The following is a 12,481-nucleotide window of genomic DNA, read 5'->3' on the forward strand; positions in this document are numbered from 1 at the left end:
GGCGGGCGGAGGGGCTGGCTAGGCTGGCGGGTATGGCGCTCACCGTGGGATTCGACCTCGACATGACCCTGCTGGACACGCGGCCCGGCATCAAGGCCGCGTACGACACGCTGGCCGCGGAGACCGGGACGTACATCGACAGTGAGCTGGTGGTCAGTCGGCTGGGGCCGCCGCTGGCGCAGGAGATGGCGGTGTGGTTCCCGGCCGATCAGGTGCAGTCGGCGCTGGACCGGTACCGGGAGCTGTACCCGGAGCTCGCGCTCACCGAGGCCGGGACGCTGGTGCTGCCGGGGGCGCGGGAGGCCCTGGCGGCGGTGCGGGCGGCCGGCGGGCGGGTGGCGGTGATCACCGGCAAGTTCGAGCGGAACGCGCGGCTGCAGCTGGCCCACGTCGGGATGGAGGTGGACATCCTGGTCGGGGACACCTGGGCCGAGACCAAGGGGGCGGCGCTGCTGGAGCACGGCGCCGGCGTGTACGTGGGCGACCACCTGGGCGACGTCCGGGGTGCCCGGGCCGCCGGGGCGGTGGCGGTCGGGGTGACCACGGGCCCGTACGACGAGGCGGCGCTGCGCGAGGCCGGGGCCGACGTGGTGCTGGGCTCGCTCACCGAGTTCCCGGACTGGCTGGCCACACACCTCGACCGGGCCGCCGTCCGCTAGGGGCTGTCCGGAGGGCCGCGGGGGCAGGGGAGGGGCCGGACGGGACGGCCCCGAGGGGCAGGGCTCAGGCGGCCCCGCTGCCCTCCTCGGCGCGGTGCTTCTGTGCGCGCGCTCCCTGGAGCAGGCCCACGAGGGAGAGCAGGAAGCCCAGCGGCATCAGCATGCAGAGCCAGTAGGCGGCGGTCGGCAGCGGCTTCAGGTGGAAGAAGAGTGGGACGAACGTCACCAGCGTGGCGACCGATCCCAGTCCGAAGACGATGCCTCCGGCGCGGACGAAGGCGGCGCCGGGCTCGGTGGTACTGGTCTTCACGTCGTTCCTCCCGGAAAAAGTTGCCTCCCAGTGTCGCAGAAGAACCGACCCCCGCCGATCGGCGGGGGTCGGTTCACTCTGGGCGGTCAGGGCTTTCAGAGAACTCTCAGGCACTCTGGAGGATGTTCGAGATGTCGTTCAGGGAGCAGGGGCGTACAGGGGCATGGGTCTGACGAGTCACAAGGTGCTGGCGCTGTCCGCACTGATCTCGGTCCTGCTGGTCGTCGGCACGGTCTGGCTCTGGCCGAGGCTGGCCAAGAAGAGCGTCGGCGCGGTGTGCGGCCGGATCGGCACCATCCTGGCCACCCAGCTGGCCGTCATGTGCACCCTGGGGCTGGTCGCGAACAACTACTTCGCGTTCTACAGCAGCTGGGCCGACCTGCTGGGCACCAACGACAACTCGCCGGTGACCATCCAGAGCCAGCTGGTGGGCGGCAAGAAGACCGGCGTGCAGCAGATCTCGAACGAGAACGTGCGCGGCACCAACACGGTCGGCCGCGACCCGCAGCAGGTCGGCAAGCTGGAGAAGATCCGGATCCCCGGCCTGAGCACCGGCCTCTCCACCGAGGGGTACGTCTACCTGCCGCCGCAGTACTTCCAGCCGGAGTACCAGAACAAGAAGTTCCCGGCCGCGATCGCGATCACCGGCTTCCCCGGCGATGCCAAGAACCTGATCACCAAGCTCAACTACCCGGCCACCGAGCTCCAGGCGATCAAGGACGGCAAGACCAACCCGACCGTGCTGGTCATGATGCGGCCCTCCCCGGCGATGCCGCGCGACACCGAGTGCGAGGACGTGCCCGGCAGCACCCAGGCCGAGACCTACTTCGCCAAGGACGTGCCGCAGGCCATCCGCAGCTCGTACCGGATCGCCGAGGGCCCCGGCAGCCTCGGCATCATCGGCAACTCCACCGGCGGCTACTGCGCGCTCAAGCTGACCATGAAGCACCCGGACGTGTTCACCGCCGCAGTCTCGCTCTCCGGCTACTACAAGGCCGCCGAGGACGCGACCACCGGCGACCTCTTCGGCGGCGACCAGTCCCGCCGCCAGCAGGCCGACCTCGACTGGCGGCTGAAGCACCTGCCGAAGCCCGCCGTCTCGCTGCTGCTCGGCGGCAGCAAGGAGGGCGACGGCGACTACTACAAGTCCACCAAGAAGTTCATCGCGGCGGCCAAGGGCGGCCCGACCAAGGTCTCCTGGATCGAGCTGCCGACCGGCGGGCACAACTTCAACACCTGGTCGCGGATGCTGCCGGCCTCGCTCGGCTGGCTCGGCCAGCAGCTGCACGCCCCGAGCGAGACCCCCGCTCAGGCCCCGAGCACCCCGGCCCAGGCCCCGAGCACCCCGGCTCAGACCCCGAGCACCCCGGCTCAGACCCCGAGCACGCCGGCCCAGACCCCGAGCACTCCGGCCGGAGCCCCGGCCGGCGCCGCCGCCTGAGCCCCGGCCGGGGCCCGCAGCGGCCGCCCGGCTGACCTGCTGGAACCTGACTCCTCGTCACTGCGTGCAACTCCGCGGAGACGGGGAGTTTCGGTGTGCCCGTCAACGGGGTATGCAGCAGGCACGCGGGGTCGCACCGGTCACTCCGCTCGTCCGGTCGGGGGTGGAGCCAGTGGAGAGCCCGTTGCGGGGCCCTGCTGTGCCCGGGCCCGGGCCGGCGGCCGCCGCGAGACCACGCTCCGCGCCGGTGGCCGAAGCCGGTCGACGGCGGTCCGAAAAGCCGTTCTCACGAATCTCTCGAAAGAGTCGTTGACGGAGCGTTAATCTCTGCGGAGCCGTGCCCGCCCGTCGTGGGCGTACGGCCCGCCATCCACCTGCTGACCCTCGGCCGTCCGACGGCCCGGGGGTCTCCCCACACCCAGACTGAGGACTTTCGAGATGCCCACCGGCCAGGTCAAGTGGTTCAACGAGACGAAGGGCTACGGCTTCCTGTCGCGCGACGACGGGGGCGAGGTCTTCGTCCACACCAAGGCGCTGCCTGCCGGGGTCACCTCGCTCCGGCCCGGTCAGCGGGTCGAGTTCGGCGTGGCCGCCGGCCACCGCGGCGACCAGGCGATGGCCGTCACCCTGCTGGAGGCGCTGCCCTCGGTCGCGGCGGCCCAGCGCAAGACCCCGGACGACATGGCCCCCATCGTCCAGGACCTGATCACCACGCTCGACGCGGTGCTGCCCGGCCTCCAGCGCGGCCGGTACCCCGCGAAGCCGGCCGGGCAGAAGCTCGCGGTGCTCCTGCGGGCGGTCGCGGACCAGTTCGACGTCTGACCGGCGGATGGTGCGACCGGAGCAACGGGCGTGAGTGCGGCGCAGTCGATGGTCGGCCGCGCAGTTCCCCGCGCCCCTAGCTGATTGCCACCGGAGGTACGAGCCCCTCTTCGGCCGCGCGGTCGAGGAGGGCCCGGACTGCGGCGTGGCCCTCCTCGCCGAGGTCGGCGGTGAACTCGTTCACGTACAGGGCGATGTGCTGGTCGGCCACGGCCGGGTCCATCTCCTGGGCGTGCGCGAGCACGTACGCGCGGGAGGCGGCCGGGTCGGCCCAGGCCGCGCGGACGGAGGCCCGGATGGTCTCGGTCAGCGCGGCGATCCGCTCCGCGCCGAGCGAGCGGCGGGCCACGATCGCGCCGAGCGGGATCGGCAGCCCGGTCTCCTGCTCCCAGGCCTCGCCCATGTCGGCCAGGCGGTGCAGGCCGTACTGCTGGTACGTGAAGCGGGCCTCGTGGATCACCAGGCCGGCGTCCACCCGCCCGTCCCGCACGGCGGGCATGATCTGGTCGAACGGGAGCACCACGATCTCCCCGAACCCGCCCGGCACGGCCTTCGCGGCCCAGAGCCGGAAGAGCAGGTACGCCGTGGAGCGCTCGCTCGGGACGGCGACGGTGCGGCCGGTCAGGTCCTCGTCGGGGGAGCGGGTGAGCACCAGCGGGCCGCAGCCGCGGCCGAGCGCGCCGCCGCAGGGCAGCAGCTGGTACTCGTCCAGGACCCAGGGCAGCTGCCCGTAACTGATCTTCAGCAGATCGCCCTCGCCGCGCTCGGCGAGCCCGTTGGTGATGTCGATGTCGGCGAACCGCACCTCGGGGGCGGGCTCGCCCGGTACCAGGCCGTGCGCCCAGGCGTGGAAGACGAAGGTGTCGTTCGGGCAGGGCGAGTAGGCGACGGAGAGCCGGTCAGTCACGGGGAAGCGCCTCCAGGACGGCGGGTAGGGGCAACACCTGGAAGGCCAGTTCCAGGGCCGCCAGGGCCTCGCCGATCCGCCAGGCGGAGCGGTCCCGGGGCCCGACGGGGTTGGAGACCGCACGGATCTCCAGGGCCGGCAGGCCGAACCGGGCGGCGGCCTCGGCCACGCCGTGGCCCTCCATCGCCTCGGCCACCGCGCCGGGGTGCCGGTCGGCCAGCTCGGCGGCGCGCTCGGCGCTGCCGGTGACGGTGGAGACGGTGAGCACCGGGCCGGTGGCCACGGTGAGCAACGGCCGGGCGGTGGCCCCGGGCCCGGGAGCGATGACGGCGGCGGCCCGCAGGTCGCCTGCGGCCAGCGCGACGGCGGCGGCGGGCGGGGTGTAGCGGGTGCGGCCGAAGCCGAGCTGCTCGACGTCCAGGAAGCCCTCGGGGGATTCGGCGCCGAGGTCGGCCGCGACCAGCTCGGTGGCGACCACCACCGAGCCGACCGGGGCCTGCGGGGCGAAGCCGCCCGCGATCCCGGCCGAGACCACCAGCCGGTACGGGAAGGTGGCGAGCGCGGCGGCCGTCGCGGCGGCCACCGCCGCCGGGCCGACCCCGCCGGCCAGCACGTCCACCGGCGCGCCGGTGGACAGCAGGCTGCGGCGCAGCTCGCCGCCGGGCACCGCGTGCGGGGCGGCGCCGTGGCCCAGGCCGCGCAGCACGGCCTCGGCCTCGGCCGGAACGGCGACGACGACCAGCACCCCGGCGGGGTGCTGGTCGTCGTGGTGACGCTGGAGGGGGGAGGTCACTTACTGGGCCGGAGCGGCCTGGGCGACGTAGTCCTTGTTGTCCAGGGTGAAGTACCAGGCGGCGAGGATGTCGCCGGTCTTCTCGTCGGCCTGGACCACGGTGACGGTGGTCTTCTTGCCCTGGGCGAGCAGGCCGGAGACCGGCAGCATGCCCGAGAAGGTGGTGTTGGTCCGCGAGGAGGAGATCGGGGCCTGGCCCTGCTGACCGCCGTCGGTGAAGGAGAACCAGCCCTTGTCGGCGGTGCCCGGGTCGACGCCGACGCCGATCCGGTCGCTGTTGCGCACGTCCAGGCCGGGCAGCTCGCCGTTGTCGGCGGCCTTCTTGGCGTCCGTCTGGCACTTGGCGACGGCGTCCTTGCCGAGCGGCTTGCCGTCGTTGTAGCAGGAGGCGAACGGCTCGGCGTGGATGGACGACCGGCCGACCGTCAGGGTGGCCTGGTGGCTGATGGGCTGGTCCTCGCCGGTCGCGTAGGCGATGGACCCGCCGACCGTGCCGGCGCCGATCACGACGACGGCGCCGAGGGCGGCGATTGCACGGGTGCTGAGGCTCATGGGCAAGAGGCTACCGGGCTTCGTCGATCACGCTACGCGGGGGTGGCCGAGTTTCGGCACTCGATCGGGATTACGTCACTCGCCTGCGCCGCTTCAGGCCACCCGCGGGCGGGTGGCGGGGCCGTGCAGACCGACCCGCAGCAGGGAACGGACCGTCACCAGCAGCATCAGCCCGACCACCCCGGCGGCGACCGCCAGGCCCAGCGTGCCGTTCAGCGGCAGCACGATGCCGAGACCGCCCCCGGCCACCCAGCAGAGCTGCAGCGCCGTTTCCGAGCGGGCGAAGGCGGAGGTGCGGACGGCCTCGGGCACGTCCCGCTGGATCAGCGCGTCCAGCGCCAGCTTGCCCAGCGAGGCGGCCACCCCGGAGACGCCGGCGACCAGCGCGACGGTGAGCAGGCTGTACCAGAGCGCCGCCGCCGTGGCCGCGCCGGTGGCCAGCAGCAGCATCGCCGTCACCGTCATCTCCGAGCCCCGGGTGCGCAGCCAGGAGCCGAACACCGAGCCGAGCGCGTTGCCCGCCCCGGCCGCGAAGGCGACGATGCCCAGCGTCGCGGTGGGGGCCAGGCTGCTGACCGGGTCGTCGCGCAGCAGGAAGGCCAGGAACATGACCAGGAAACCGACCAGGAAGCGCAGCGCCCCGACCGCCCGCAGGGCCAGGATCACCGAGGGGCCGACGCTGCGCAGCATCGCCTTGACCGGCGGGGCCTTGGGCTTCTGCGGCGGCTCGGGCGCGTGGTGGTGGCCGAGCAGGTGGCCGGCGGGGTGCTCCTCGGCGTGCAGCACGGCGCGCTGCTCGCCCTTGGCGGAGTCCACCTTGTGCGGCAGGTGGAAGGCCATCAGGGTGCCGATCACGAAGACCAGGAAGGCCCCGCGCAGCGGCCAGCCGGGCCCGATCAGGTGCAGCCCCGCGCCCAGCGGCGCGGCCAGGCCGGTGGCCAGCAGTCCGGCCAGGGTGACCCGGGAGTTGGCCTTCACCAGGGAGAGCTGCGGGGGCAGAAGCCGGGGCACCACGACGCTGCGCACCACCCCGTACGCCTTGGAGGCGACCAGCACCCCCAGCGCCTCCGGGTAGAGCGCGAGCCCGCCGTCGGCCACGGTGGAGGCCATCGTCCAGGCGAGCACCGCGCGGACCAGCATCGACATCGCCATCGCGGCCCGGCGACCGTGCGGCAGCCGGTCGAGCAGCGGGCCGATCACCGGGGCGAGCAGGGCGAAGGGCGCCATGGTGATCAGCAGGTAGAGCGCGACCCGGCCGCGGGCCTCGCCGGTGGGCACCGAGAAGAAGATGGTGGAGGCCAGCGCGATGGTGATCAGCATGTCGCCGAAGGAGTTCAGCGCGTGCAGCTCGATCAGCTTGGCGAGGCCCGATTCGCCCGCGCCCTCGGCGGCGGTGGCCCGGCGGATCCGGCGGCCGGTGCCGTTGACCACCTTGCCGGTGCGGGCGCCGGCGGCGGAGGCGCCGCGGATCAGCGCGTTGCGCCGGGGCTCCTGCTCGGCTTCCTGATCGAGTGCCTCGGTGGCCGCGTCCTCGGTGGCCATGTCCTCGGCGGTCGCGGGCTGCGGAGCGGTTGTGGACTGCGGAGCGGCTGCGGGCTGCGCGGAGTCCGCCTCCGGCGGGGGCTCGGCGCCGTCCGCAGGGGCGAGAGGGAGGTGCGGTCGCGGCACGGTGCCCGGCTCCGAAGGGGGCCCGGGTGAGCCGTTCGCCTGCGGGTCGTGCAGTGCGTGCTGCGACGGGTGCTCTTCCGCCACAGAGCCAATCCTGCCTGAGAAACGCCCGCGAGACGAGGGAACGCGAGGCGGACCCGCCGACAATCGGAGGTCACGTTCCGGCGTCGTCGGGGTGGTGCGCAGGCACCGGGCTGTCGTCCGCGCCTGACCGACGGGTAGCCTGCACTACGCGCGTGCACAGCCCGGTGGGCGGCGCGGCCGGTCCACGGACCGGTGCCGAGTCGCGCAGAATAGACCCGAAGACGGTACCCAGCGGCACCCGAACCCCGTGACGGCGCCTCCGGCAGGCCCCGAAGCACTCCCCAGAGTCGCTTCCAGGCAGGCCCCGGAGGCTTGATCGACACGGAGTGGGCGGTTGTCGCCGCCGGGGCCCGCGAAGCAACAGAGAAGTGGGAGAGAATCGACGCCGTGAGTGCTGCGATGCGAAGCCGTACCCCTGATCGGCTCTGTGCCGAGGCCGTCGAACTCGCCCGTCAGGCCGCCGTGGAGGCGGTCGGCGCCGAGGCCGTCGGCGCCCACCTCGGGGTGCAGGCCGAGGGCGAACGGGTCGTCACCCACAGCTTCGAGTGCCGGGACGCCGCGTACCGCGGCTGGCACTGGGCCGTGACGGTGGCTCGGGCCGCCCGGGCCAAGAACGTGACCGTGGACGAGACGGTGCTGCTGCCGGGCCAGGACGCCGTACTGGCCCCGCAGTGGGTGCCGTGGAGCGAGCGGCTGCGGCCGGGCGACCTCGGCCCCGGCGACCTGCTGCCCACCGGCGCGGACGACCTGCGCCTGGAGCCGGGCTGGACCGGCGAGGACGAGCCGGCCCCCAACTCGGTGGCCGCCCTCGCGGAGGAGGACGACCTGGTCGTCTCCGACTCGCACGTGCAGCCGGCTCCCGCCCGGGCCCGGATCGGCGCCGTCGCCGAGGAGCTCGGCCTGGGCCGCCCCCGGGTGCTCTCCCGGATGGGCCTGCACCTGGCCGCCGACCGCTGGGAGACCGCCTACGGCCCCCAGACGCCGATGGCCCAGTCCGCCCCGGCGAACTGCAACAGCTGCGGCTTCCTGGTGCCGATCGGCGGCTCGCTCGGCCAGGCGTTCGGCGTCTGCGGCAACGAGTTCGGTCCGGCCGACGGCCAGGTCGTCTCGCTCGGCTACGGCTGCGGCGGCCACTCCGAGGCGGCCGTGCTGCCGGCCCCGCCGGTTCCGGCGGAGCTGATCCTGGACGAACTCGTGGTCGAGCCGCTGCAGCTCCACCCGGACCGGTCGAGCGGGTCGGTGGAGCCCGATGCCCCGGCCGAGGAGCTCGGACACTCCTGATTCGCACTATCCGCAGTTGCACTATCAGGGGCGCGGGGAACGGCGCGGCCAGCCCGGCACTCTGCGGTTGTCTTACGCTGTGAGCCACTTGCACTGTCCGTTGATGGTGCAAGTGGCTCATTGCGGTTGCGGGCAGGTCCGGTTCCTTCGACCTCGCGCAGTTCCCCGCGCCCCTGGATAGTGCATCTGAAGGGACGGCAGTTAAGTGGAGCCTCGGATCATCGGCGGCAGCAGCGACGACCAGATCGCCGACGTGTTCGACACGGCGGGGCTGCGGCACCGGGTGCTGGCGGCGTGGGCGGCGGCCCCGGCGCGGTTCCGGGAGGACGCCAATGCCGAGGAGGAGCTGGCGCTCGGGGGGTACCGGGACCGGCTGATCGTCGAGCTCGCGCAGAACGCGGCGGATGCCGCGGCCCGGGCCGGCGCCGTGCCCGGGCGGCTGCGGCTGACGCTGCGGGACGGGGTGCTGGCCGCCGCGAACACCGGGGCGCCGCTGGACGCCGCCGCCGTGGAGTCGCTGTCGACCCTGCGGGCCTCCTCCAAGCGCTCGGACGAGAGCCCCACCGTCGGGCGGTTCGGGGTCGGCTTCGCGGCCGTGCTGGCCGTCACCGACGAGCCCGCGGTGCTGTGCGGCCACGGCGGCGTGCGCTGGTCGCTGGCCGAGGCGCGCGAGCTGACGGCGGCCCGGGCGGAGCTCGGCGAGGAGCTGCGGCGGCGCGAGGGGCACGTACCGCTGCTGCGGCTGCCGCTGCCCGCGGAGGGCACCGCGCCGGAGGGCTACGACACCGTGGTGGTGCTGCCGCTGCGCGACGCGGCGGCCGAGGACCTGACCCGGCGGCTGCTGGACGAGGTGGACGCGGCGCTGCTGCTCACCCTGCCGGGGCTGGCCGAGGTCGTGGTGGAGACGCCCGAGGGCACCCGCCGGCTGGCTCGCACGGCGGCCGAGCAGCGACCCGACGGGCTGACCCTGGTGACCGTCACCGATGAGGCCGAGGAGACGATCTGGCAGACCGTCACCCAGGCCGGGGCGATCGCCCCCGAGCTGCTGGCCGACCGGCCGACCGAGGAGCGGGCCCGGCCGTACTGGTCGGTGACCTGGGCGGTGCCGGTCCGGGCTGACGGCACGCCGCTGCCGCTCACCACCACCGCCGTGGTGCACGCGCCCACCCCCAGCGAGGAGCCGCTCGGGGTGCCCGCGCTGCTGATCGCGGGCTACCCGCTGGACTCCACCCGGCGGCACGTGGCCCCCGGGCCGCTGACCGACTTCCTGACCGCGCGCGCCGCCGAGGCGTACGCCGAGCTGCTGCGCGCCCGGGGCGCGAGCCTCGGCTCGTTGGGGCTGGTGCCCGGCCCGCTCGGCCAGGGCGCGCTGGACAACGCGCTGCGCGCCGGGATCCTCGCGCTGCTGCCCGAGACGCCCTTCCTGCCGCACCCGGCCCCGGTCGAGGAGGGCACCCCGGCGCTGCGCCCGCGTGACGCGACGCTGCTGGAGGGTGCCGACCACTCGGTGGTCGAGGCGCTGGCCCCGATCTTCCCCGGCCTGCTGCCGGCCGGTCTGGAGCGCCGCACCGAGCTGCGGGTGCTCGGCGTGCGGCGGGTGCCGCTGGCCGAGGTGGTCGACCAGCTCGGCGGCCTGGAGCGCGAGCCGTCCTGGTGGCGCGGGCTGTACTCCGCGCTGGGCGGCGCCGACCCGGAGGCGCTCGGCGCGCTGCCGGTGCCGCTGGCCGACGGGCGCATGGTGACCGGCCCGCGCCGGGTGCTGCTGCCCTCCGACCCGGCCGACTGGGCCGGGTACGAGGGCTATCCGGAGACGCTGGCCGAGGCGCTGGGCCTGCTCGACCTGCGGCTGGCCCACCCGGAGGCCGCCCACCCGCTGCTGGCCAAGCTCGGCGCGGGCACCGCGACCCCCGCCGGGGTGCTCGACACCCCCGAGGTGCGGGCCGCCGTGGCCCGCTCGCTGGAGCTGGGCGAGGACGACTTCGACGCCGCCGTCGACCTGGCCGACGCCGTGCTGGCCCTGGTCAAGGCGGCCGGCACCACCGCCGGCGAGCACCCCTGGCTGGCCCGGCTCGCGCTGCCGGACGACGAGGGCGAGCTCTCCCGCGCGGGCGAGCTGATCCTGCCGGACAGCCCGCTGGCCGCGCTGGCCCGCGAGGAGGACGCCGGCTACGCCGACGATGACCTGCTGGACCGCTGGGGCCCCGAAGTGCTGGCCGCCGCAGGCGTGTTGAGCAGCTTCGTACTGGTCCGCGCCGAGGACGTGGTGCTCGACCCGGACGACCTGGAGCGGCTCGACCCGACCGCCCCCGCCGACCGCGCGGCGGGCGGCCGCCCGACCGGCCTGCTGGACGAGGCCCCCGACGGCCTGGCCGAGTGGTGCGAGGACGCCCTGGAGTCGCTGCACGCCGACCAGGCCGAGCTCGGCGTCCCGCCGGTGGCCGCCGAACTCCTCGCCGTCCGCGACCTCGACCTGGTCGAGGACGGCGCCTGGCCCGAGGCGCTGGCCCTGCTGGCCCGCCCGCCGTACCGGGAGGCCGTGGTCAACCCCGTCCGCGCCCTGCTGCCCGACGGCCGCTACGCCGACCTCCCGCCGTACACCGCCTGGTGGCTCCGCGACCACCCCGTCCTGGACGGCCGCGAGCCCGCCGGCCTGCGCGCGGCCGGCGCCGACCCGCTGCTGCGCGGCCTCTACGACGAGGCCCGCACCACCCTGGACGAGACCTTCCTGCACGCCCTCGGCGTCCGCACCACGCTCTCCGCGCTGCTCGCCGAGCCGCACGGCGCGGAGGAGCTGCTGGACCGGCTGACCGACCCGGCCTCTGATGTGACGCATCGTCAACTTCATGGCATCCACACGCAGTTGGCGAGCGTGCCGGTCGACCGCATCGACCCGCTGGACGTGGTGCGCGCGGTGCCGCCGCTCGACCCGGACACCGGCCGCCGCCCGGAGGGCACCGTGCTGGTCGACGCCACCGAGGCGGTGGTCGCCGACGCGCCGGATCTCGTCGAACTCCTGCACACCCACCCGCTGTTGCCCGTCGCCCCCGAGCTCGCCGCCGGTCTGGCCGAGCGGCTGCACGTCTCGCTGGCGAGCGAAGTGGCCGGTGGGCGCGTGCTCTCGGAAGGCACCCTGCATCGGACTCCGGCGGTGGTACGGGAGTTGCTGCCCGGCTGCCCCGCCGCGTACGAGGAGCACGAGGAGCTGCTGGTCGTCGGCCCCGACGGCGAGGAGGCCGAGATCGGCTGGCGCTGGGACACCTCGGCCGCCACCCCCGAGGTCCCGTACGACCCGGCCGAGGCCGAAGCCGGCGACGAGGACGACGAGTTCGACGTCCCACCGGTCCCGGGCCTGCTGCACGCCGCCACCCCGGAGGGCCTGGCGGCCGGCCTGGCCTGGTCGGTGGGGCAGTGGCACCGCCGCTTCGAGGTCCTGGCGGCTCTCACCGAGCCCGAGCGGGCTTATGAGCTGCTCGCTGCGCGCGACTTCGAGGGGTAACCACCAGGGGCGCGAGGAACGGCGCGGCCAGCCATACGACTTGCTGTCGCTTTACACGGTGAGCCAGTTGCACTATCCGATGGGGCGTGCAAGTGACTCTTCGGCGGCAGGTTCAGGTCGGCTTCTTCCGATTTCGCGCAGTTCCCCGCGCCCCTGGGTGTGCCGTTCCCCGCGCCCCTTGAAGTGCCGCCCCTGAATGGCTCGCCTTGGCGCGTTGGGTCTCCTTGAGGAGCCTCAAGGCCGCCAGTTGGTCGCCGATCTGGATCGGCGTCCGCAGGGTGCGGTAGGCCAGGACGGTGCAGGTCAGGCCGATCAGGGCGACGGTCAGGGCGGTGTGGCCCTGGATCGGGGGTGGGAGGGCCTCGGCTTCGGCCAGGCAGTGGAGGCCCAGCCAGCTGAGGAAGGCGGCGGTGCCGCCCAGGCAGAATGCGATGAACGCCTCCAGGTCCCCACCCCTGCGTGCCACCT

The 12,481-nt window shown here is 74.3% G+C and carries 11 protein-coding genes; 5 read left to right on the forward strand and 6 right to left on the reverse strand.

Annotated elements, in window-relative coordinates; translation table 11 throughout:
* Positions 1 to 32: 32 nt before the first annotated feature.
* Positions 33 to 659 (forward strand): HAD family hydrolase, encoded by a 627-nt coding sequence (locus CFP65_RS22195; RefSeq protein WP_104817830.1) that lies wholly within the window; start codon positions 33 to 35, stop codon positions 657 to 659.
* 64 nt (positions 660 to 723) lie between these two features.
* On the opposite strand, the gene CFP65_RS22200 is transcribed toward CFP65_RS22195, so the two are convergent.
* Positions 724 to 969 (reverse strand): hypothetical protein, encoded by a 246-nt coding sequence (locus CFP65_RS22200; protein ID WP_104817831.1) that lies wholly within the window; start codon positions 967 to 969, stop codon positions 724 to 726.
* A gap of 163 nt (positions 970 to 1,132) precedes the next feature.
* On the opposite strand from CFP65_RS22200, the gene CFP65_RS22205 reads away from it, so the two are divergent.
* Together CFP65_RS22205 and CFP65_RS22210 are read left to right on the forward strand one after the other, a co-directional pair.
* Entirely contained in the window at positions 1,133 to 2,410 is a 1,278-nt protein-coding gene (locus tag CFP65_RS22205; RefSeq protein WP_104817832.1) for an esterase family protein, read from the forward strand.
* A 438-nt stretch (positions 2,411 to 2,848) separates the two neighbouring features.
* A complete protein-coding gene (locus CFP65_RS22210; protein WP_104817833.1) occupies positions 2,849 to 3,232 on the forward strand; it encodes a cold-shock protein in 384 nt (127 codons plus the stop codon).
* 76 nt (positions 3,233 to 3,308) lie between these two features.
* On the opposite strand, the gene CFP65_RS22215 is transcribed toward CFP65_RS22210, so the two are convergent.
* The 4 genes from CFP65_RS22215 to CFP65_RS22230 form a co-directional block, all read right to left on the reverse strand.
* Positions 3,309 to 4,139, reverse strand: a complete 831-nt coding sequence (locus tag CFP65_RS22215) for a 1,4-dihydroxy-6-naphthoate synthase (protein ID WP_104817834.1) — start codon at positions 4,137 to 4,139, stop codon at positions 3,309 to 3,311.
* A complete protein-coding gene (locus CFP65_RS22220; RefSeq protein ID WP_254552514.1) occupies positions 4,132 to 4,932 on the reverse strand; it encodes a futalosine hydrolase in 801 nt (266 codons plus the stop codon). Before CFP65_RS22220 ends, CFP65_RS22215 begins: the two co-directional genes overlap by 8 nt.
* Positions 4,933 to 5,484, reverse strand: a complete 552-nt coding sequence (locus CFP65_RS22225; protein WP_104817835.1) for a hypothetical protein — start codon at positions 5,482 to 5,484, stop codon at positions 4,933 to 4,935.
* Positions 5,485 to 5,577: 93 nt separating this feature from the next.
* A complete protein-coding gene (locus CFP65_RS22230; protein WP_158702612.1) occupies positions 5,578 to 7,026 on the reverse strand; it encodes an MFS transporter in 1,449 nt (482 codons plus the stop codon).
* A gap of 609 nt (positions 7,027 to 7,635) precedes the next feature.
* On the opposite strand from CFP65_RS22230, the gene CFP65_RS22235 reads away from it, so the two are divergent.
* On the forward strand, positions 7,636 to 8,517 hold the full coding sequence (locus CFP65_RS22235) for a DUF3027 domain-containing protein (protein WP_104817836.1): 882 nt from the start codon (positions 7,636 to 7,638) through the stop codon (positions 8,515 to 8,517).
* A gap of 205 nt (positions 8,518 to 8,722) precedes the next feature.
* The gene (locus tag CFP65_RS22240) at positions 8,723 to 12,013 is read left to right on the forward strand and encodes a sacsin N-terminal ATP-binding-like domain-containing protein (RefSeq protein WP_104817837.1); all 3,291 of its coding nucleotides are present in this window, start codon (positions 8,723 to 8,725) and stop codon (positions 12,011 to 12,013) included.
* A 112-nt stretch (positions 12,014 to 12,125) separates the two neighbouring features.
* Here the strand turns inward: CFP65_RS22240 and CFP65_RS22245 are convergent, their stop codons facing one another.
* Positions 12,126 to 12,479: a hypothetical protein gene (locus tag CFP65_RS22245; protein WP_104817838.1), complete on the reverse strand. Its 354-nt coding sequence runs from the start codon at positions 12,477 to 12,479 to the stop codon at positions 12,126 to 12,128.
* Positions 12,480 to 12,481: the final 2 nt, after the last annotated feature.

Source organism: Kitasatospora sp. MMS16-BH015 (genome assembly GCF_002943525.1).
In the GTDB taxonomy this organism is placed as follows: domain Bacteria; phylum Actinomycetota; class Actinomycetes; order Streptomycetales; family Streptomycetaceae; genus Kitasatospora.